Below are 19,497 nucleotides of genomic sequence, written 5' to 3'. Positions count from 1 at the left end.
GGCGGGGTATCCGCGCCCCGCGGTCGATAGGAAACGAAGCGCTGCCGGCAGTTCCTGACTCGCCGCCTCCCTCACGGGTGGCGGCTCACAGTGGCGGGACCGTCCCGGATTCTCACCGGGTTCCTGGATCGACGACGCTGGGGCCACCATAGCCCGAGACGGGCGTCTTGACGCCCATGGGTCCGGGCCTAGCATGTGCCGCGTGACCGCCCCGTCGAGCCGTGAGCGTCGGGCAGGCGACGCCTGTCCCGGCCTCCAGCGACCCTTCGCGGCCGCCGACGGCTCGATCGTGCGTCTCCGTCCGGCCGGTCAGCCGGTGGCGGTCGAGGCCCTCATCACACTGAGGGAAGTCATTGCCGCCCAGCCAGATCCGGCGATCCAGCTGACGTCTCGCGGCGCACTGCAGCTGCGCGGACTGCCCGACCCGCTGACACCCCGGGTCCACGACGCGATCCGGGCCACGGGCCTCGTCCCGTCGCCGACCCACGAGCTCGTGCGCAACGTCGTCGCCTCGCCGCTCTCGGGCCTCGACGGTGCCGGACGGTGCGACGTGCGGCCCGTCGTGGCCGACCTCGACCAGGCCGTCTGCGCGGATCCGCGGCTGTCGCGCCTGGGTGGGCGCTTCCTCTTCGTCGTCGACGACGGGCGCGGCGACGTCGTCGACCTGAGCTCCGACCTGGCCTTCGTCGCCACGGGGCCCGACCGCGGCGTGGTCCTCGCCGGCAGCCACGACGACGGCTGGGAGGTGTCGCTCGACGGGGCGGTGGACCTGATCGTCCGGCTCGCCGTCGAGTTCGTCGAGCGAGCCGCCGACGACGAGTCGGTCTGGCACGTCGACGATCTCGACGATCCCCTCACGCTCGGGGGCCCTGCCTACACCGCCCGACCCGACCGGATCGGAGGGATGTCCCGGGCCGGCGCTCTCCCGCACCCCCTGGGGGCAGTCGGGCAGCACGCCGTCGTCGCCGTGCCGCTCGGGCTCCTCCGGCCCCACCACGTCGCGGCGCTGGCCCGCACCACCGATGCCGTACGCGTGACGCCGTGGCGCTCGCTCGTCGTCGAGGACGGCGCGGCCGCCCTCCCCGAGCTCGAGGCGGCGGGGTTCGCGACACACAGCGGGTCGCCGTGGCACCGGCTGCACGCCTGCACCGGTCTCCCCGGATGCTCGCGCTCCGCCGTCGACACCCGGGCCCTGGCCCGCGACCTCGCCCCCGTGCTGCCCGCCGGCCGCCTGCCCGTGCACGTCAGCGGGTGCGAGCGCCGGTGCGGAACGCCGTCCACGGCATACCTCGACGTCCTGGCGCCGCGGTCCACGGAGGAAGCCTTGTCCACCATCGCCGAGCAGGAGTCCTCATGGACGTGACCACCGACGTGCGGCCGGCGCCGCCCACGCGCCGCTACGACTACGAGACGGACGGGGCAGAGATCTACCGCCGGTCGTTCGCGACGATCCGCGCTGAGGCACGCCTCGACCACCTGCCGGAGGACGCGCGGGTCGTTGCGGTCCGCATGGTGCACGCGAGCGGCGACGTCGCGCTGACCGAGCACATCGCCGTCCATCCGCGCCTCGTCCGGGCGGCCCGTTCCGCCCTGCGGTCCGGCGCGCCGGTCCTCACGGACGCCCACATGATCGCCTCGGGCATCACCCGCGCCCGGTTGCCGCACGACAACGACGTCATCTGCACGCTCCGCGACGAGCGGGTGCCCGCGCTCGCAAGGGCCTGGGGCACAACACGATCCGCGGCGGCCGTCTCGCTGTGGGGCGATCGGGTCGAGGGCGCGGTCGTCGCGATCGGCAACGCCCCGACGGCCCTCTTCCACCTGCTCGAGACGATCGCCGACGGGGGTCCCCGACCGGCGGCGATCGTCGGCATCCCGGTGGGCTTCATCGGCTCGGCCGAGTCCAAGGTGGCGCTCGCCGAGAACCCGTTCGACATCCCATGGCTCGTCGTGCACGGTCGGCGCGGCGGGTCGGCCCTGGCCGCCTCTGCCGTCAACGCGCTGGCTCGCGAGGAGGAGCTGTGACCGGCTGGCTCCGCGGGGTCGGGGTGGGTCCCGGCGACCCCGAGCTCGTGACGGTGAAGGCGGCACGGCTCATCGCCGCGGCCGACGTCGTCGCGTTCCACAGCGGCCCGCGGGGCGACTCGATCGCCCGGCGCATCGCCTCGTCGTACTTCCCCGACGGCGTCGTCGAGGAGCTGCTCGTCTATCCCGTGACGACCGGCGTAACCGCCCACCCCCTGGGCTACCACGGGCTGATGGCCGACTTCTACGACGAGTCGGCGGATCGGCTTGCGGCGCATCTGGACTCGGGTCGCAACGTCGTCGTCCTCGCCGAGGGTGACCCGCTCTTCTACGGCACCTACATGTACCTCCACGACCGCCTGGCGGACCGCTACGACGCCGCCGTCGTGCCGGGGGTGACGTCGGTCAGCGGGTCGGCCGCCGCGGTCGCGACCGGGCTCTGCCGCCACGAGGACGTCCTGACGATCCTGCCGGGGACGCTGCCGGTGCCGGAGCTGGCCCGCCGACTGGCCGACACGGAGGCCGCCGTCGTCATGAAGCTCGGGCGCACCTTCGAGAACGTCCGGGAGGCCCTGCGGCAGGCCGGGCGCCTGGACGAGGCGCGCTACGTCGAGCGGGCCAGCTCGGACGCCGAGCGGGTGCTGCCGGTCGCCGACGTGGACGCATCGACCGTGCCGTACATGTCGATGGTCGTCGTGCCGGGCAAGGACCTGCGCGCCGACGCCGCCGGCCGCGCGACCTCGTCCGCACCCTTGGATGCGCCTGCTGCACCGCCTGACCGAGCGCGTATGCCGTCCGGTGAGGTCGTCGTGGTCGGGCTCGGTCCGGGCCCGGACCGTTGGCTGACCCCGGAGGCGACGGCCGCCCTCGCGGAGGTGCAGCACGTCGTCGGCTACGCGCCGTACGTCAACCGGGTGCCGCAGCGGGAAGGCCTGACGCGTCACGCCTCCGGCAACACGGTCGAGGTCGATCGCGCCCGGGACGCCCTCGAGCTGGCGCGCAAGGGCGAGCGGGTGGCCGTCGTCTCGGGGGGCGACGCCGGCGTCTTCGGCATGGCCTCGGCCGTCTTCGAGGCGGCCGAGACGCACGGCTACGCGGACGTGGCCGTCCGGGTGCTCCCGGGTCTCACGGCGGCCCAGGCCGTCGCCGCGCGCGCCGGCGCCCCGCTCGGTGGCGACTTCGCGGTCATGTCGCTCTCGGACCGGCTCAAGCCGTGGGACGTCATCGAGAAGCGCCTGCGTGCCGCAGCCCGGGCCGATCTCGTCGTCGCGCTCTACAACCCGGCATCGCGATCGCGCACCGAGCAGGTCGCCCGCGCCCGCGAGGTCTTCCTCGAGGAGCGCGACCCCGGCACGGTCGTGGTCGTCGGGCGTGACGTCGGCCGCGCAGAGGAGTCCCTGACGGTGACCACCCTCGAGGACCTCGACCCGGCCACGATCGACATGAAGTGCCTGGTCATGGTCTGCGCCTCAGGGACCCGGGTGACCCCGACGGGACAGGTCTGGACCCCGCGCTTCGTCGTGTGACGTCGGCACGCCGGCCTGCTGCCTCCCGTCGACGCAGCGGTTCAGGACATGATGACGAGGCGCTACCTCGCGGCCCTCGACCGGGTGCCCGACCGCAGGACCTGACAGGGACGACAGATGCATGACCTCACCGAACGACGCGCGACGCTGCGTGGCGACGGGCTCGGTCAGCGCCTTCGGGCGGCCGGGCTCGCACTGACCTCATCGGGTGCGCGACACCTGACATCCTGAGCCCATGCAGCTCGAGTTCAGCGGTGAGGTCTGGCAGTGGCGTGGTCCAGCGCCCTACTACTTCGTCACGGTGCCCGAGGACGAGTCCCAGGCGCTGCACGACGTGGCCCACGTCAGCTACGGCTGGGGCATGATCCCGGTCACCGCCCGCGTCGGGAGGACCGAGTGGACGACCTCCCTGTGGCCCAAGGACGGTGGCTACGTCGTGCCGCTCAAGGTCGCCGTCCGGCGTGCCGAGGACGTCCAGGACGGCGACACGGTTGCGGTCGGGCTGGACGTCCGCACTGAACCCTGAGCGGTCAGACCGCCGTCCACGTGGCGGCCAGCTGCGTTGGCGCGAAAGCCTTTTCGTGGACCGACTCAGGCATCGAGGCGATGCCGGGCCCACCGCAGGCGACCCAGGCGCTGATCGCGTCGACCGTCGCGGCGTCGAGCACGGACTGCAGCCACACGGGGCGCCCACCCGCCTTCCGGCCCGCCGGCGAGGGTGTCACGACCACGACGTTCGAGTGGTCGCACGCGAGCAGGCAGCCGCTGCGCAGCACCCTCGCGCGGCCCCGGGTGCCGACCTCGAGGCGGGCGAGCAGCCCGTCGTGGTCGACGCCCGGGTGCTTGGCCTCCGTGCCGCAGCAGCAGTCGCGACAGACGCGGACGATGCACGTGCCGAGATCGCGAGCGCTGCTGTCGTATGCCGTCACGCCGGGACGCGTGCGCCGGCGCCGGCACGCTCGCCCAATGGGGAGCGTCGGCCGTCCCGCTCGAGCAGCAGCCCGAACGTGACGCCCAGCGTGAGCCACAGCGCCGCGAGCTGGGCCAGAGACGCGAGCCGGAAGTCCCAGACGAGGTCGGCCGGCACGTCGGCCGGCACCTGGTCCGGCGTGCCCGGCACGAGAGCGGCGACGAGCCCGATGAGCACGACGACGACCGCGATGTCGAGTGCCCACCGGGTGGACGACCTCATGCCGCGTCGGCCGAGGTGGCGGTCGAGCTGGGGCACGGTGACGGCAGCGGCGACCCCGAGGAGGAGCACGACGGCATACAGCATCGTGCGTCGCCCGACGGTCGACGGGTCACCCACTGCGGGCGGGTTGGCCGGGATCTTCAGTGCTGGCAGGAGACTCACGGCTGCGAAGCCGATGGAGGCCAGCGCCAGGGACCGCCCGAAGTCTCCGCGTCCGGGCAACCGGTCGCGGACCTTGGCGAAGACGACGGCGAAGATGACGCCGACGGCGACCCCGACGACCACCGAGGTCACGGCCCCGCCGACGACCTGTGCCGCGCGCGACACGAGCGGCTCGTCGCCGCCGTGGGCGAGCAGGCCGGACGGCGCGGACTGGCCCCCGTGCATCGAACGCCGGTCCTCGATGACGAGCGCCCGCCTGATGACGGGCTCGACGACGAGCCAGATCACCAGGGCAGCCGCGAGGCCTGCGAGCACGCCGGCAAGGACCCCGCGCCGCAGCACGGAGCCGAAGCTCAGGCCCACCTCAGTGGCAGGGGACGCCGAGAGCGTGACGCGCGTCGTGCGTCAGCTCGTGGAGCATCTGCGCGGCGGGCGCGCTGAGCAGCGCACCGTTCTCCTGCGAGACGAAGTAGAGCGCGAAGACCGCGAACGCGAGCAGGGCCCACGCCCAGGCGGGGACGCGGACGGAGGTGGCGGCGTGAACGGATGCAGCTGTGGTCATGGCGAATTGACCCTTTCTTTCCATGCCTCGTGGACAGATCATCGCCGCAGCCGGTCTCCTGGCTTCCAGATCGTCACGCCTCCCCAGCCTTCCCGGCGACCTGAGGTCACCAGTGGCGAACGATGGGGACTTGCTCCCTGGTCACAGTGGCGAGGACCACGTCGGAATCACACCGACTTCCCGTGCACTGCGGCACTGGCATCCTGACACAGGCGGCGCCGGGATGCCATGGGGACCCACCGGACAGTCCGAAACCCTCACGGACGCGGGGTGTTTGGCTCCTGACCCCTGATGCGCGTGCCGTAGAGGTGCGACTCGACGAAGTCGTCGGTGTCGCGGGCGGCCAGCGCACGCCCCACCAGGATGACCGCCGCCTGACGCAGCCCGGCGGCCTCGACCTGGTCGGCGATGTCGGCCAACGTCCCACGCAGCACGAGCTGGTCGGGCTGCTCCGCGTTGGCGACGACGACGACCGGGCAGTCGTCGCCGTAGTCGGCCACGAGCGACGCCATGAGCTCACGGGTGCGGCGGATCGCGAGGTGCAGCACGAGTGTCGCCCGGGACCTCGCGAAGTGGGCGAGCGACTCGGTCTCGGGCATCTGCGTCGAGTCGCGGTGGGCGCGCGTCAGCACGACCGACTGCGCCACCTCGGGCACCGTCAGCTCGCGCCCGACGATGGCCGCCGCAGCGGCGTAGGCCGGCACGCCCGGCGTGACGTCCCACGGCACCCCGGCGCGGTCGAGCCGACGTGTCTGCTCGGCGATCGCGGAGTAGAGCGAGGGGTCTCCCGAGCACAGCCTGGCGACGTCGTGTCCCGCGTCGTGGGCCCGGACGCAGTGCTCCGTGATGGCGTCGAGGTCGAGGCTCTGGGTGTCGACGAGCTCGGCGCCGTCGGGGCAGTGCGCGAGCACCTCGGCGCCGATGTAGGTGCCGGCATAGAGGCACACCGGCGAGGCCCCCACCAGCCGCACGGCACGGAGGGTGAGCAGGTCGGCAGCACCAGGTCCGGCGCCGATGAAGTGGACGGTCACAGCAGGGTCTCCGAATCTGTCTGTTGCACAAGCTTCTCCACCGACCACTGCACGATCGACCGCGCAGGCTTCCAGCCGTGGAGGGAGCCGATCGTGTCGAGGTCCTCGACGGCGATGCGGCTCATCGACCCACCCAGACGGGCCCGGACCTCGTGCAGCAGGAGCTCCGTCTCGACGGTGACACCGTGCACGACGAGCCGCCCGCCCGGCGCGAGCGCCTCCCAGCAGGCGTCGAGCAGCGCCGCGCTGGCGCCGCCCCCGACGAAGACCGCATCGGGCCGCGGCAGAGAGGAGACCGCCTCGAGGGAGGAAGCCTCGACGACACGCAACCCGGGCACGCCGAGTGCCTTGGCGTTCCGACGGATCCGGTCGACTCGCACGGGGTCACGCTCCACCGAGTGCACCTCGTTGCGCGGGTGCTGGCGGGCGACCTCGATCCCGACCGACCCCGCCCCGGCGCCGAGGTCCCACACCACGTCACCCGGCTGGGGAGCCAGGTGCGCCAGGGCGGCCGCGCGCACCACCCGCTTGGTCAGCTGCCCGTCGTTGTCGTATGCCGTGTCGCGCAGTCCCGGCACGAGGGACCTCGCGCTACGGCTGGGACGCTCCTGGCACTCGATGCAGACGAGGTGCAGGCGGGGCACCGGGTGCGCGCCCCACGAACCTGCGACCGCGTCGGTCCGCGACTCGCTCGGCGCGCCGAGGTCACCGAGCACGGTGAGCCGGCTGTCGGCATACCCCTCCTCGACGAGCAGGGCAGCAACCCGGGCGGGGGCGTCCTCACCCGAGGTCAGCACGACGATCCGTGCCCGGGGTGCGAGGTCGCGGCGCAGCCGGTCGACGTCGCGGCCGACCAGGGTGACCACGTCGGACTCCTCCGCCGACCAGCCCATCCTGGCCCGGGCGAGCGAGACGGAGGAGACGGCCGGGTGGATGCGCACCTGGTCGGGGCCCAGCTCACGGATCAGGGTGGCGCCGACGCCCGAGACGAGCGGGTCGCCGCTCGCCAGCACGACGACTCGGCCCGGACCGACCTCGTCGAAGAGCGCACGCAGCTGCGGCAGCAGGGGCGACGGCCAGGGCACGAGGCGGCGACCGGGGCGACTCGTGAGCATCGAGAGGTGGCGCTCGCCGCCGACGACCACGGCCGCCCGGTCGACGAGCTGGAGGCCGTCGGGCCCCAGCGAGCCCAGGCCGGCCGCGCCCACGCCCACCACGTCGACGACCGCGTCCTCGGAGTCGGCGGCGGGTCCGCGAGTCGCCCTCTCCGCCCCGTCGCTGCTGTCCACCTGCGCCTTCGAGACCACGACGGCGACCCTAGCCGGAGGAGGACACACCCACTCTCCCGCCCGACCTCCGGGACGGGGTGTGGACATTCAGGTCCCAACCGGTCCTTCGTGCCCCATGATGGGCAGCGGGCCAGGCAAGGGGCAGGCCCGCTACGGATCTCCCGGGGGGACGGGGCCAGGCAGCATGCACAAGAACTGGTGGACCACGGCTGCGCGCGCACGGCGTGCACCGCACTTCGACGCATCCACGGGCCGGCTCCGCGCCGACGTGTCGGCCGTCCTCGGCCTCGTCGACCTCCATCTCGGCGACGAGACGGCACTCGATGCCGAGCAGCACGAATCACTCGCCGGCGCAGGTGTTCTCGTCGACGGCCGGCTCCACCTGGGGCTGCACGCCGGCCTCGCTGCCGTCGCCGACCCGTACGCCCGGCTCGAGATCGCGGTCGGCACCCAGGCCTCGACACGGCTGCACCACGGCTGGGTCGACCGCACCAGCGCCCTCGTCGTCGACCAGGGTGACGAGGGGGCCGAACTCGTCGAGGTCGACGTCGCCTTTCTGCCGGCCGCGATCGCGCACCTCACGATGCTGCAGCCTCGCCCCCGCCTCGAGGGCCGCGGTGGGCACGTCGACCCCGACACGCTGGAGGCGCTCCTGATCCCGGCCGGCGAGTGCTGTCCCGCATCGGAGGCGGCACTCGCGGACGCGGCCGCGGCCTGGCCGCAGGTCGCCGAGTGCCTCAGGACCGGCTCGTGGCGCCTGAGCGCCGTCGACGTCGCGGAGAGCCGTGGCGGCAGCACGGCGACCGAGCAGCTCATCTGGCTCGACACGCCCGCCGGGGTGCTCCGCCTCGACGACGACCCCGCCGGTCCCGTCCTGACCGGGACCACGACCGGGGCCGTCTGGCAGGCCCTCGTCCGGGCGCTGCCGGCCGACGCCGCCCCCTCTGGGCCCGACGCCCCCGCCTGAGGCGATGGGGAGCGCTCCCCATCGCGCAGGCCCGCAGCCGACCGTAGGCTCGGGCGCGCCGACACACGACAGGGGGAGCGATGGCCATCTATCGCAAGGGCGCCGACCCGGACGCACTGGATCGATCCGCCGAGCTGCTCGCCGTCTACGCCCGCGAGGCCGCCTCGTCGCGGCAGGCCGTCAGCGGCGTCCTCGGCTCTCTCAAGGGCAACTGGGGCGGCGAGAACCTGCAGTCCCTGATCTCCCAGTGGCCGGCCATGGAGGCCCAGATCGACCGGTTCGGCACCGAGCTGGGACGTCTCGGCGACCGGCTCTCCCGCAACGCCCAGGCCCAGCGCGGGGTGAGCGGTGACGGCGGATCCATCAACTCGGCCGCCTTCCTGACCGCTGCCATGCCGACGAGCGGCCCGGGAGACAAGGGCGGGGACTCCTTCTGGGACAAGCTCCTCACGCAGTCCAACCTCGCTCCTGACGGCTCGGCCTCCTTCCTCGCGTGGCCCGGCCTCATCACCGCGAACGCGATGTTCGGCACGAGCGCCCTCGCCTCGTACATGCAGCGCAACCACTTCGGGCGGTGGCAGCCCCGCGGCTACATGGCCAACGGCCGCTACGGCTACCTCCCCCGGCCCACGGGACGCTGGGCCTCCGCCTGGTCGATGAACCAGGCCCGCAACTGGCAGGCCAACCCCTACCGCGCCGCCACCGTCGCCAGGTGGGGCACCGCCTCGAAGTGGGCGGGCCGCGCCGGCACCGTGACCTCGTTCGCCACCTCGGCGTTCGGCCAGTGGAACAGGGACTCCGCCGACCCGACCATGGGCACGACCGAGCGGGTCACGCGCTCGGCCACCGCCGGCGCCGTCACGGCCGCCGGGTCGTGGGCCGGGGCATGGGCCGGGGCCCAGGGCGGCGCCCTCATCGGGGCCGCCGTCGGTGGCCCGGTCGGCGCGGTCATCGGCGGAGCCATCGGTGGCTTCGTCGGCGGAGGCCTCGGAGGTGTGGTCGGCGGCTGGGTCAGCGACCAGGTGGTCGGACCGGTCGGCGACGCCGCCGAGTGGGCAGGCGACAAGATCGGCGACGGCTTCAAGGCCGCCGGCAGCTTCATCGGAGGGTTGTTCGACTGATGCCCGCCAGCCCCTACCGCCGTCGTCCCGACCGCCCTTGCCCCCGTCGTTCCGGACAGGCCGTCACCGGCCTGCGTGGGTAGAGTCGTGGCCGTGTCCGCCCTCCTCGTCGTCGTCGCCGTCGCCATGCTGGGTTTCGTCGTCTGGTCCCGCCTGGGCCGCACGCACGGGGCCCGCTGGTGGGTCGGCGACCGCCTCCAGGAGTCCGCGATCCTCTTCTGGCTGCCCGGGCTCGCGCTCGTGCTGGCCGCCACGGCCGGCCTGCGCGGCTACGACGACGGCGCCAACAAGGGAGCCCTCGCGTTCGTCCCGCTGCTGCTCGTGGGGCTCGTCGTCAGCCTCTGGGGCGGCCTCTTCCTCCCCGCTCCCCGCTGGTACGTGCCTCGCTGGTCGCAGGAGGCTCGGGCCCCGCGCCTGCAGGTCCGCATCATCGGCGACCGCCGCCGCCCCGACCGCCGACCCGACCGACGGAACGCCCGATGAGCCTGCCGCTGCCCGGCGAGCCACGCCGTGAGGTCGTCGCCGGCGGAGCCGTGTCGCTCCTCGTCCCCGACGCGTGGGAGACCGTCCACCACCCGCACGACGGGGTCGAGCTCGTCGTCGTCGAGCCGGAGCAGGAGGGCCTCTTCCGGGCCAACCTCGTGCTCACCGTGACCGAGGTCGCGATGTCGCTGCGCGACTGGCAGGTGGGCACCGAGTCCTACCTCGCCGCGCACCTCGCCGACTACGTCCCCCTCGACGCCGAGCGCCTCGTCGTCGGTGGCCAGCCCGGCCTGCGACGCCTGGCGACGTATGCCACCGACGACAACCGTTCGGTCACGGTCGAGCAGAGAGCCGCGCTCGTCGACGGCACGGGCGTGACCCTGACCGCGACGACGAGCACGCTCGCCTGGGCTGCGCAGGGTCAGCTGCTCGGGCACGTCTTCTCGAGCCTCGTCGTCGACCCCACCGCGACCGGGAGGCGGTCCGCGTGACCGTGCAGTTCGACGCCGGCGTGGGCCGGGTCCGCCTCGACCCGGCCACCTTCGAGGCCCTCGTCGAGCTGGGCTCGGGGACACGCACGGGCACCGCGGACCATCGAGGCCCGCTCGAGGACCTGACCGCAGCCGGGGCCGTCGTCGACGGTCGTCCGCACGAGGTGCTCACCCCCGGTCTCGCCGCGGTCACCCGGCCCCTCGCGCGGCTCGAGGCGGTCGTCGCGTCGCGCCAGAGCCTGCTCGTGCACCAGGGCTGGATGTCGGTCCTGTCGGCCGTGCTCGCCGACGTCGGCGACGGCACCTACGACTTCGCCGGCGTGGCGACGGAGTTCGTGCCCACCACGATCGTCCGTCTCGTCCGGCTGCGCCCGCGGCAACGGCTCGCCTCAGGCAGCGTGACCGTGACCCCCGACCTGCTGGACGGGCTGATCGATTCCGACGACGGACGTCGATCCCGTGTGGCCGACGACCTCGCGACGGCGCTCTCCCCCCACTGGGGCGAGGTCGCCGAGCTGGTGCGCTCCGGAGCCTGGTGCTTCTGGTCGGCCGACGTGCTGTGGGCGCCGCCCGGCCGGACGGTCCGCTCCGACGCCGACCTGTCCAGCCGCCGCGTCAGCGCGCTCGACACGACGGCGGGCATGCTCACGCTCGAGGGCGGGGCCGACGCCTCGGGCCGGGACCACCTGGAGCTGACGCCGACGACGCCGTCCGACGTGTGGTTCATGGTCTCGAGCATCCTGCCGTCCGACGCCGACCTCGGAGCGGACCTCGGAGCCGACGTCCAGGTCTGACACCCGCGCGCCAGGTCGCCGGACGTCTGGCAGACTGCGCGGTGGCGACTGGAGAGGAATCCGGTGCGAATCCGGAGCGGTCCCGCCACTGTGAACCTCCGACCAACCGGTCGGGGGAAGCCAGGGCATCTCCCGTCGCTGGTCGCGCCCGTCCGGACGTGACCGGTCCACCGACGCGGGCGAGGCACCCGCAGGAGGCTCGCAGTCACATGCGCGACGGTTCGAACGACTCGAAAACTTCTGTCCAGCAGGCCATCCCGCCTGAGACCTTCCCGTTCTCGGCGGTGGTGGGCTCCGACGACCTGGCGCTGGCCCTCGTGCTCACCGCGGTGTCCCCGGACGTCGGCGGCGTTCTCGTGCGCGGCGAGAAGGGAACGGCGAAGTCGACGATGGTGCGCGGCCTCGCCGCGGTGCTCCCCCACCAGCTCGTCGTGGCCGACTGCCGGTTCGGCTGCGCGCCCGGCGACCGCACGGCCTGCCCCGACGGCCCGCACGACCCCGCGACACCGGCGGCCAGCCGCGCAGCCCGCCTCGTCGAGCTGCCGATCGGCGCCACCGAGGACCGCGTCGTCGGGTCGCTCGACCTGGAGCGGGCGCTGGGACGCGGCGAGACGGCATACCAGCCCGGCCTGCTCGCGGCCGCGAACCGCGGCATCCTCTACGTCGACGAGGTCAACCTCCTGCACGACCACCTCGTCGACCTGCTGCTCGACGCCGCGGCCATGGGCCGCAACACCGTCGAGCGCGACGGCGTCTCCGTCTCGCACGCGGCCCGCATCGTGCTCGTCGGCACGATGAACCCCGAGGAGGGCGAGCTGCGCCCGCAGCTGCTCGACCGCTTCGGGCTCACCGTCGAGGTCGCGGCTCCCCGCGAGCCCGGCCTGCGGGCCGAGGTCGTACGCCGTCGGCTGGCCTTCGACGCCGACCCCGCTGCGTTCGTGGCCCGGTTCGAGGACGACCAGGAGGCGCTGCGACGACGCATCGCGCAGGCGCGGGCGGGACGCGGCTCGGTCACGCTCACCGACGCGATGCTGACGAGGATCGCGACCGTCTGTGCGGCCTTCGAGGTGGACGGCCTGCGCGCCGACATCGTCACCGCCCGGGCTGCCGTGGCGCACGCCGCCTGGTCGGGCCGCACGACGGTCACCGTCGCCGACGTGCGCGCCGCCGCGCGCCTGGCGCTGCCCCACCGCCGCCGACGCAACCCGTTCGACTCCCCCGGCCTCGACGAGGACCTGCTCGACCGCCTGCTCGGCGACGACGAGCCGGACCCCGAGCCCGACGGGCAGCCGGACGCCGACCACGAGCCAGAGCCCGAGCCAGACCGGGGCGACGGCGACGACCCGCAGGCACAGCCTGCGGACCACGACGGCGAAGCGGGCGAGAGCGCCCCACGACCCGAACCGCAGCGGGCCCAGCACGAGTCCACCGAGCCCGGGTCCGAGCCCGGGGCCGAGCCCGAATCCGAGGCCGAGGCCGGGACGCCGACCGCTCCCGCTGCGGCAGCCGCATCCGGTGTCAGCGCCGCCGACGAGCCGTACCGCGCCCGGCTGCTGCGCGCCAAGGGCGTCGGCAAGGGCGACCCCGGCCGCCGGTCCAACGCCCTCACGAGCACCGGCCGCCGGGTCGGCTCGACGAGCGCCCATACCGGCCCGGTCCACCTGCCCGCCACGATCCGTGCGGCCGCCTCCCGGGGCGGAGAGGCGACCGGCCGGCTGCTCGTGCTGCCCGGCGACGTGCGTCGCTCGGTGCTGCAGGGCCGCGAGTCCAACCTCGTGCTGCTCTGCGTCGACGCGTCCGGCTCGATGGCCGCCCGCAAGCGCATGGAGGCCGTGAAGTCGGCCGTGCTGTCGCTCCTGCTCGACGCCTACCAGCGCCGCGACAAGGTCGGCCTCGTCACCTTCCGGGGTGCGGGCGCCGAGCTCACCCTGCCCCCGACCGGCTCCGTCGACATCGCCGCCCGACGGCTGCGCGACCTGCCCCACGGCGGACGGACGCCGCTCGCGGAGGGTCTCGAGACGGCATACGACACGTTGCGGCTCGAGCGACTGCGCGACCCGAACCGGCGAGCGCTGCTCGTCGTCGTCACCGACGGCCGGGCCACGAGCGGCAGCGACGCCCTGGCGCGCGCCACCCGCGTCGCCGCGCAGCTGCGTCACGAGGGGGTCGAGAGCGTCGTGCTCGACTGCGAGTCGGGGCGCTTCCGGCTCGGCCTCGCGGCCCGGCTGGCCGAGCACCTCGGCGCCGAGCACCTACCGGTGGGTGACCTCGCCGCCTCGGCGATCGTGGGCGCCGCCCGCACCGCACGGCCCGCGACGGGACGGGCCGCCTGATGCGCGGCCAGCCGACCGCGGTCCCGGCCGACGGGCTCACGACGCGACAGCGGCGCAACCGGCCGCTGCTCATCGTCAACACCGGCGACGGCAAGGGGAAGTCGACGGCCGCCTTCGGGCTCGCCCTGCGCGGGTGGAACCAGGGCTGGTCGGTCGGGGTGTTCCAGTTCGTCAAGAGCGCCAAGTGGCGCATCGGCGAGCAGACGGCGGTCGAGACGCTCGGCGAGCTGCACCGCGAGACCGGCAAGGGCGGTCCGATGGAGTGGCACAAGATGGGGTCCGGCTGGTCGTGGAGCCGCAAGGAGGGCACCGACGACGACCACGCCGAGGCGGCGCGCGAGGGGTGGGCCGAGATCAAGCGCCGCCTCGCCGCCGAGACCCACGGCGTCTACGTCCTCGACGAGTTCACCTACCCGATGGCGTGGGGCTGGATCGACGTCGACGACGTCGTCGAGACCCTGCGCGACCGACCGGGTCACCAGCACGTCGTCATCACCGGGCGCCGCTGCCCCCAGGCCGTGCTCGACCTCGCCGACCTCGTGACGGAGATGACCAAGGTCAAGCACCCGTTCGACGCGGGCCAGAAGGGCCAGAGGGGCATCGAGTGGTGACCGCCCACCTGCCCCGTCTCGTCGTGGCCGCCCCCGGGTCGGGACACGGCAAGACCACCGTCGCGACCGGCCTCATGGCTGCGCTGCGGGCCCGCGGCCTGGCGGTCTCGGGCTTCAAGGTGGGGCCCGACTTCATCGATCCGGGCTACCACTCCCTCGCGACCGGTCGCCCGGGCCGCAACCTCGACCCCTTCCTGTGCGGCGAGGAGCAGGTGGCGCCGCTGCTCCTGCACGGGGCGACCGCCGACGGACCCACCGACGTCGCGGTCGTCGAGGGCGTCATGGGCCTGTTCGACGGCAGGATCGGCGGCGACGGCTTCGCCTCCACCGCGCACGTGGCCACGCTGACCCGCTCCCCCGTCGTCATCGCCCTCGACGTGAGCCACACGACCCGCACCGCCGCCGCCATCGTCCACGGCCTGGCCACCTTCGAGCCGGGCGTCCGGGTCGCCGGAGTCGTGCTCAACAAGGCCGCGTCGGGCCGGCACACGCGCGAGGTGTGGTCGGCTCTCGAGGCCACCGGGGTCCCGGTGCTCGGCGTGCTGCCCCGCGACACGGGCATCGAGGCCCCGTCACGGCACCTCGGACTCGTGCCCGCTGCCGAGCGCGACGAGGCGGCTCGGTCGGTGCGGCTGCTCGCCGAGCGCGTGGCCGACCACGTGGACCTCGACGCCGTGCTCGCCATCGCCGGGTCGGCCCCCGACCTCGTCGGCCCGGCCTGGGATCCCACGACCGCCCTCGGGGACGCGGCGCGTCCCACGAACGGTGGCCACCGCCCGGTCGTCGCCGTGGCCGGGGGCCGCGCCTTCACGTTCCGCTACGCCGAGACCGACGAGCTGCTCCGCGCCGCGGGTCTCGAGCCCGTCGTCTTCGACCCCCTCCACGCCCGGTCGCTGCCGCCGGAGGCCGCAGGGCTCTACCTCGGCGGCGGCTTCCCCGAGGTGCACGCCGAGGAGCTGTCGGCGAACTCCGCTCTGCGAGAGCACATCCGGGACTGCGTGAGGAGTGGTCTGCCGACCGTCGCCGAGTGCGCGGGCATGCTCTACCTGGCCGAGTCGGTCGACGGTCACGAGATGGTCGGTGCCCTTCCGGTCGCCGGGTCCATGGGACCGCGCCTGACGCTGGGCTACCGGAGCGCGATCGCCCCCGGCGACTCGGTGCTCGGCGTCCCCGGCACCCGGGTCACCGGGCACGAGTTCCACCGTACGACCGTGAGCGGCGTGGAGGCAGGCTCGCCCGCGCCGAGCGCCGCCTGGCTGCTCGACGGCACCCCGGAGGGCTTCGCGCTCGACCCCGCCGGAACCGGTCGTGCCACGCTCCACGCGTCCTACCTGCACACGCACTGGGCCGGGCACCCGCGTCTGGCAGCGCGGTTCGCCGACGCCGTGCACGCGTATGCCGTGTCGTCCGTGTCGTGCGCGTCGCAGGTGTCGTCCGGCTCGCGCAGGCGGGCCTCGTGAGCGTCGACCTGCACCACCACGGCGACCGTGACGTCTCCCCCGGTCTCGTCGACCTCGCCGTCAACGTCCGGCTGCCGGCGCCGCCGCCCTGGCTCGCCGACGTCATCGCCGACTCGTTGCGCGACCTCGGCCGCTACCCCGACCCGGCGCCTGCGGTGGAGGCGATCGCCGCTCGGCACGGGGTGCCGCCCGAGTGCGTGCTGCCGACCGCGGGGGGCGCCGAGGCGTTCACGCTCGTGGCGCGAGCGGTGCGCGGCGAGCGGCCTGTCGTCGTGCACCCCCAGTTCACCGAGCCCGAGGCCGCTCTCGTGACGGCCGGTCGCGGCGTGGGCCGGTGCGTGCTCGGGCGTGAGGACGGCTTCCGGCTCGACCCCGACGCCTTCGGACCGCACGGCGAGCACGCCGACGCCGACCTCGTCGTCGTCGGCAACCCGACCAACCCGACGGGTGTCCTGCACCGGGCCACGGACCTGCGCGCCCTGCGCCGAAGCGGACGCGTCGTCGTCGTCGACGAGGCCTTCATGGACGCCGTGCCCGGCGAGCCGGAGTCGCTCGCCGGAGCGGACCTCGAGGGCCTGCTCGTCATCCGGTCCCTGACGAAGACGTGGGGGCTGGCTGGGCTGCGAGCGGGCTACGTCGTCGGGGACCCGGCGGTCGTCGAGGGGCTGCGTGCCGTCCAGCCGCCGTGGTCGGTGTCGAGCCCGGCGGTCGCGGCGATGGTCGCCTGCCTGTCCCCCCGTGCCGTCGCCGAGGCGGAGGCCGCGGCCCTGGCCTACGCCGTCGACCGGGACGTGCTCGTCGGCGAGCTCGCCGCGGCCGGGCTGAGCACGGCGGCGCCCTCGCACGCCCCCTTCGTCCTCGTCGACACGAGCCCGCTCGGAGGGACGTCCGTGCGCCCGGACCTCGCCCGCCTGGGCTTCGCCGTGCGCCGCGGCGAGACCTTCCCCGGGCTCGGCCCGACGTGGGTGCGCCTCGCCGTCCGCGACCCCGAGACCTCGCGCGCCGTCGCGGCGGCTCTCACCGACCTGAGGAGACTGCGTCGTGTCGCCTGAGCTGAGCTTCTCCGGACTGTCGGTCCTCCTCGCCCGCGTCGCGCCGCACTCGGTCGCGACCGTCCACGCGTTGCTGCGCGACGGCGCCCGCGTGACCGTCGCCGCAGCCCTCGATGACCTGCCGACCTCCCTGCGCGACCTCGCCGAGCGCGGGCTCGTGACGCTCGACCCGGACGCCGACCCGACGACCCACGACGTCGTCATCCGCGGCGACGTCTCGACGACACCGATGCCCCTGCCGACGGATCGGGCTGTCGCGCAGGAGAATCGGGCGGTCGGCACCGTCACCCTGCTTGGTGGCGGTCTCGGCGACCCCGGGCTGCTCACCGTCGCCGGCATCGAGGCGATCCGTGCGGCCGACGTCATCGTCCACGACCGGCTGGCCCCGCTCAGCGCGCTGCGCCACGCCCGAGACGACGTGCAGGTCATCGACGTCGGCAAGATCCCGCGTGGCGACTTCACCCCCCAGGAGCGCATCAACGAGCTCCTCGTCGAGCACGCCCTCGCCGGACGGGACGTGTTGCGCCTCAAGGGTGGTGACAACTTCGTCTTCGGCCGCGGTGGCGAGGAGGCGGAGGCCTGCGCGGCCCACGGCATCCCCGTCGTCGTCATCCCGGGCATCTCGTCGAGCATCGCGGCGCCGGCCCTTGCCGGCATCCCGGTGACGCACCGGACCCTGGTCCAGGGCTTCACCGTCGTCAGCGGTCACGTGCCCCCGGGTGACCCCCGCAGCACCCTGGACTGGGGTGCGATCGCCCGCAGCCGCACGACGGTCGTCGTGCTCATGGGCGTCGCGACGCTCGGCGCCATCGCCGAGACGCTCGTCGCCGAGGGCCTGGCGGGGACGACACCGGCGGCCGTCGTCGCCGACGCCGGCCTGCCGAGCATGCGCACGGCACGGGCGACCCTCGCCGACATCGACGTCGTCGCCCGCAGGGAGGGGCTCGGCGCCCCCGCGGTCGTCGTCATCGGCGACGTCGCGGCGCTCGACGTCCTGCGATGAGCCGAGCGCTCGGCCTGGCGCTCGGCTGGCTGCTCGACCAGGCCCTCGGCGACCCTCGACGGTGGCACCCGGTGGCCGGTTTCGGCTCAGCCGCCAGCTCGCTGGAGAAGAGGACGTATGCCGGCTCGCGGGTGAACGGGGCCGCCCACGTCGCGCTCCTGGTGACGTCGACGACCGTCCTCGGCGTCGCGGTCGAGCGGGCGACACGGCGCCACCGGTCCGCCCACACGCTCGTGACCGCTGCGGCGACGTGGGCGGTGCTCGGAGGCCGCTCGCTGACCCGTGAGGCGTCCACGATCGACGGCCAGCTGCGCCGCGGGGACCTCGACGCCGCACGCGTCCAGGTGCGCAACCTCGTCGGGCGCGAGACCTCCGCGCTCGAGGCCGACGAGGTGGCCAGGGCGTGCATCGAGTCCCTCGCCGAGAACACCTCGGACGCCGTCGTCGCCCCGCTGCTGTGGGGCGGGCTGCTCGGCGTCCCGGGCCTGCTCGGCTACCGCGCCGTCAACACGCTCGACGCCATGGTCGGCCACCGCAACGAGCGGTACCGCGAGTTCGGCTGGGCGGCAGCCAGGCTCGACGACGTCGTCAACTGGATCCCGGCCAGGGTCGCAGCGGCCCTGACCCTCGTGAGCAGCGGCTCCCGCGGGCGTGCGGCGCACGCGCGGGACGCCATCCGGCGTGACGCCCCGGCGCACCCGAGCCCGAACGGCGGTGTGGTCGAGGCCGCCTTCGCCGGGGTGCTCGGCGTGCGTCTCGGTGGGTCCAACACCTACGACGGCCGGTCCGAGGACCGCGGCACGCTCGGCGACGGCCCGGCCGCCGGCGTGCAGGACATCGCCCGCGGGAGCCGTCTGGCGCAGCGCGTGTCGGCCGGCTCGCTCGCCCTCGCGGTCGCAGTGGTCGTCGCCGTCGAGGCCCTCAGTGCGAGAGGTCGACCTCGTCGCCGACGCTGATCGTCCCCGACGTCAGCAGCCGGAACACCGTCCCGGCCCGTGCGTGCAGCGCCCGCGCGGCGCCCGGCCCGAGGTTGTCGTCGAGCAGCCGGCACGGCGCGGCGATGCGCACGACCTCGAGCTCGACGTCGCCGATGGTGATGCGCTCCCCCGGCCTCGTCGGGATCGTCCCGCCGGAGATCGTCAGGTTGCGCCGCGTCAGGCCCGGGTCGACGGGCCGTCCCAGGTCGGCCGCGGCCGCCTCGAGGTCCGGCAGCGCCTGGATCGTCACGTGCCGGTGCCTGCTGCCGTGGTAGCGGTCGCCGACGAGCCCGGCTCCCGCCTCGGCCTCGACGCTCGGCACCGACCGGGTCGGCAGCCGGCGGCCCTTGGCGACGTGGATCGCGACCACGGTCGGTGTCCCCTCGCCTGCCTCACGCTCGATGTCCATGCCGCAAAG

21 protein-coding genes and 3 riboswitches are annotated in these 19,497 nt (G+C 74.3%); of the genes, 15 read left to right on the top strand and 6 right to left on the bottom strand.

Features of this window, described 5'->3' with window-relative positions; genetic code table 11:
- Positions 1 to 29: 29 nt before the first annotated feature.
- A riboswitch (cobalamin riboswitch) is annotated at positions 30 to 163 on the bottom strand.
- A 30-nt stretch (positions 164 to 193) separates the two neighbouring features.
- The 4 genes from ABD297_RS12150 (at position 194) to ABD297_RS12135 (ending at position 4,077) form a co-directional block, all read left to right on the top strand.
- Positions 194 to 1,363, top strand: coding sequence for a precorrin-3B synthase (locus ABD297_RS12150; protein WP_425581165.1), 1,170 nt, complete (start codon positions 194 to 196; stop codon positions 1,361 to 1,363).
- On the top strand, positions 1,354 to 2,025 hold the full coding sequence (locus ABD297_RS12145; protein WP_344255203.1) for a precorrin-8X methylmutase: 672 nt from the start codon (positions 1,354 to 1,356) through the stop codon (positions 2,023 to 2,025). Before ABD297_RS12150 ends, ABD297_RS12145 begins: the two co-directional genes overlap by 10 nt.
- Positions 2,022 to 3,551 (top strand): precorrin-2 C(20)-methyltransferase, encoded by a 1,530-nt coding sequence (locus tag ABD297_RS12140; RefSeq protein WP_344255202.1) that lies wholly within the window; start codon positions 2,022 to 2,024, stop codon positions 3,549 to 3,551. Before ABD297_RS12145 ends, ABD297_RS12140 begins: the two co-directional genes overlap by 4 nt.
- 235 nt (positions 3,552 to 3,786) lie before the next feature.
- Positions 3,787 to 4,077 (top strand): DUF1905 domain-containing protein, encoded by a 291-nt coding sequence (locus ABD297_RS12135; protein ID WP_344255201.1) that lies wholly within the window; start codon positions 3,787 to 3,789, stop codon positions 4,075 to 4,077.
- 4 nt (positions 4,078 to 4,081) lie between these two features.
- Here ABD297_RS12135 and ABD297_RS12130 read toward each other — a convergent pair whose 3' ends face one another.
- The 5 genes from ABD297_RS12130 to cbiE all read right to left on the bottom strand — a co-directional run bounded on the left by ABD297_RS12130 (position 4,082) and on the right by cbiE (position 7,805).
- Positions 4,082 to 4,480, bottom strand: a complete 399-nt coding sequence (locus ABD297_RS12130; RefSeq protein WP_344255200.1) for a hypothetical protein — start codon at positions 4,478 to 4,480, stop codon at positions 4,082 to 4,084.
- Positions 4,477 to 5,247: a CbtA family protein gene (locus tag ABD297_RS12125; protein WP_344255199.1), complete on the bottom strand. Its 771-nt coding sequence runs from the start codon at positions 5,245 to 5,247 to the stop codon at positions 4,477 to 4,479. The genes ABD297_RS12130 and ABD297_RS12125 overlap by 4 nt, the downstream gene beginning before the upstream one ends.
- Before the next feature lie 22 nt (positions 5,248 to 5,269).
- Positions 5,270 to 5,467 (bottom strand): CbtB domain-containing protein, encoded by a 198-nt coding sequence (locus ABD297_RS12120; RefSeq protein WP_344255197.1) that lies wholly within the window; start codon positions 5,465 to 5,467, stop codon positions 5,270 to 5,272.
- A gap of 31 nt (positions 5,468 to 5,498) precedes the next feature.
- A riboswitch (cobalamin riboswitch) is annotated at positions 5,499 to 5,674 on the bottom strand.
- Between the two features lie 50 nt (positions 5,675 to 5,724).
- Positions 5,725 to 6,498 (bottom strand): precorrin-4 C(11)-methyltransferase, encoded by a 774-nt coding sequence (gene cobM, locus ABD297_RS12115; protein ID WP_344255196.1) that lies wholly within the window; start codon positions 6,496 to 6,498, stop codon positions 5,725 to 5,727.
- Positions 6,495 to 7,805: a precorrin-6y C5,15-methyltransferase (decarboxylating) subunit CbiE gene (gene cbiE, locus ABD297_RS12110; RefSeq protein WP_344255195.1), complete on the bottom strand. Its 1,311-nt coding sequence runs from the start codon at positions 7,803 to 7,805 to the stop codon at positions 6,495 to 6,497. The genes cobM and cbiE overlap by 4 nt, the downstream gene beginning before the upstream one ends.
- Positions 7,806 to 7,971: 166 nt before the next feature.
- On the opposite strand from cbiE, the gene ABD297_RS12105 reads away from it, so the two are divergent.
- From ABD297_RS12105 to ABD297_RS12055, 11 genes are all read left to right on the top strand, one after another.
- Positions 7,972 to 8,754 (top strand): hypothetical protein, encoded by a 783-nt coding sequence (locus ABD297_RS12105; RefSeq protein WP_344255194.1) that lies wholly within the window; start codon positions 7,972 to 7,974, stop codon positions 8,752 to 8,754.
- 80 nt (positions 8,755 to 8,834) lie between these two features.
- On the top strand, positions 8,835 to 9,875 hold the full coding sequence (locus tag ABD297_RS12100) for a hypothetical protein (protein ID WP_344255193.1): 1,041 nt from the start codon (positions 8,835 to 8,837) through the stop codon (positions 9,873 to 9,875).
- A gap of 93 nt (positions 9,876 to 9,968) precedes the next feature.
- Complete coding sequence (locus tag ABD297_RS12095; protein WP_344255192.1) at positions 9,969 to 10,358, top strand: hypothetical protein; 390 nt, start codon at positions 9,969 to 9,971, stop codon at positions 10,356 to 10,358.
- Positions 10,355 to 10,849, top strand: a complete 495-nt coding sequence (locus ABD297_RS12090; RefSeq protein WP_344255191.1) for a hypothetical protein — start codon at positions 10,355 to 10,357, stop codon at positions 10,847 to 10,849. Before ABD297_RS12095 ends, ABD297_RS12090 begins: the two co-directional genes overlap by 4 nt.
- Positions 10,846 to 11,643, top strand: coding sequence for a hypothetical protein (locus tag ABD297_RS12085; RefSeq protein ID WP_344255190.1), 798 nt, complete (start codon positions 10,846 to 10,848; stop codon positions 11,641 to 11,643). Before ABD297_RS12090 ends, ABD297_RS12085 begins: the two co-directional genes overlap by 4 nt.
- Before the next feature lie 56 nt (positions 11,644 to 11,699).
- Positions 11,700 to 11,771, top strand: a riboswitch (cobalamin riboswitch).
- Positions 11,772 to 11,852: 81 nt separating this feature from the next.
- Positions 11,853 to 13,976, top strand: a complete 2,124-nt coding sequence (locus tag ABD297_RS12080) for a magnesium chelatase subunit D family protein (protein ID WP_344255188.1) — start codon at positions 11,853 to 11,855, stop codon at positions 13,974 to 13,976.
- Positions 13,976 to 14,587 (top strand): cob(I)yrinic acid a,c-diamide adenosyltransferase, encoded by a 612-nt coding sequence (cobO, locus tag ABD297_RS12075; protein ID WP_425581164.1) that lies wholly within the window; start codon positions 13,976 to 13,978, stop codon positions 14,585 to 14,587. Before ABD297_RS12080 ends, cobO begins: the two co-directional genes overlap by 1 nt.
- Entirely contained in the window at positions 14,581 to 16,047 is a 1,467-nt protein-coding gene (locus ABD297_RS12070; RefSeq protein ID WP_344255187.1) for a cobyrinic acid a,c-diamide synthase CobB, read from the top strand. The genes cobO and ABD297_RS12070 overlap by 7 nt, the downstream gene beginning before the upstream one ends.
- Positions 16,044 to 17,099 carry an Rv2231c family histidinol phosphate aminotransferase CobC gene (gene cobC, locus ABD297_RS12065; protein ID WP_344255186.1) on the top strand — a complete coding sequence of 352 codons (1,056 nt, stop codon included), beginning with the start codon at positions 16,044 to 16,046 and terminating at the stop codon, positions 17,097 to 17,099. Before ABD297_RS12070 ends, cobC begins: the two co-directional genes overlap by 4 nt.
- Positions 17,089 to 18,102 carry a uroporphyrinogen-III C-methyltransferase gene (gene cobA, locus ABD297_RS12060; protein ID WP_344255185.1) on the top strand — a complete coding sequence of 338 codons (1,014 nt, stop codon included), beginning with the start codon at positions 17,089 to 17,091 and terminating at the stop codon, positions 18,100 to 18,102. Before cobC ends, cobA begins: the two co-directional genes overlap by 11 nt.
- Positions 18,099 to 19,058 carry a cobalamin biosynthesis protein gene (locus tag ABD297_RS12055; RefSeq protein WP_344255184.1) on the top strand — a complete coding sequence of 320 codons (960 nt, stop codon included), beginning with the start codon at positions 18,099 to 18,101 and terminating at the stop codon, positions 19,056 to 19,058. Before cobA ends, ABD297_RS12055 begins: the two co-directional genes overlap by 4 nt.
- Here the strand turns inward: ABD297_RS12055 and ABD297_RS12050 are convergent.
- Positions 19,024 to 19,488: an MOSC domain-containing protein gene (locus tag ABD297_RS12050; protein WP_344255182.1), complete on the bottom strand. Its 465-nt coding sequence runs from the start codon at positions 19,486 to 19,488 to the stop codon at positions 19,024 to 19,026. The genes ABD297_RS12055 and ABD297_RS12050 overlap by 35 nt on opposite strands.
- Between the last annotated feature and the right edge of the window lie 9 nt (positions 19,489 to 19,497).

The sequence above is a fragment of the Terrabacter carboxydivorans genome (assembly GCF_039532035.1).
Lineage (GTDB): Bacteria > Actinomycetota > Actinomycetes > Actinomycetales > Dermatophilaceae > Terrabacter > Terrabacter carboxydivorans.
This window is presented reverse-complemented; position numbering and strand designations above follow the sequence as displayed.

What these genes read in the sequence shown, in the direction of transcription:
- ABD297_RS12150 (WP_425581165.1), top strand. Translation starts at nt 194, where the DNA reads ATGTGCCGCGTGACCGCCCCGTCGAGCCGTGAGCGTCGGGCAGGCGAC.
- ABD297_RS12145 (WP_344255203.1), top strand. Translation starts at nt 1,354, where the DNA reads ATGGACGTGACCACCGACGTGCGGCCGGCGCCGCCCACGCGCCGCTAC.
- ABD297_RS12135 (WP_344255201.1), top strand. Translation starts at nt 3,787, where the DNA reads ATGCAGCTCGAGTTCAGCGGTGAGGTCTGGCAGTGGCGTGGTCCAGCG.
- ABD297_RS12120 (WP_344255197.1), bottom strand. Translation starts at nt 5,467, where the DNA reads ATGACCACAGCTGCATCCGTTCACGCCGCCACCTCCGTCCGCGTCCCC.
- ABD297_RS12105 (WP_344255194.1), top strand. Translation starts at nt 7,972, where the DNA reads ATGCACAAGAACTGGTGGACCACGGCTGCGCGCGCACGGCGTGCACCG.
- ABD297_RS12100 (WP_344255193.1), top strand. Translation starts at nt 8,835, where the DNA reads ATGGCCATCTATCGCAAGGGCGCCGACCCGGACGCACTGGATCGATCC.
- ABD297_RS12090 (WP_344255191.1), top strand. Translation starts at nt 10,355, where the DNA reads ATGAGCCTGCCGCTGCCCGGCGAGCCACGCCGTGAGGTCGTCGCCGGC.
- ABD297_RS12080 (WP_344255188.1), top strand. Translation starts at nt 11,853, where the DNA reads ATGCGCGACGGTTCGAACGACTCGAAAACTTCTGTCCAGCAGGCCATC.
- cobO (WP_425581164.1), top strand. Translation starts at nt 13,976, where the DNA reads ATGCGCGGCCAGCCGACCGCGGTCCCGGCCGACGGGCTCACGACGCGA.
- ABD297_RS12055 (WP_344255184.1), top strand. Translation starts at nt 18,099, where the DNA reads ATGAGCCGAGCGCTCGGCCTGGCGCTCGGCTGGCTGCTCGACCAGGCC.
- ABD297_RS12050 (WP_344255182.1), bottom strand. Translation starts at nt 19,488, where the DNA reads ATGGACATCGAGCGTGAGGCAGGCGAGGGGACACCGACCGTGGTCGCG.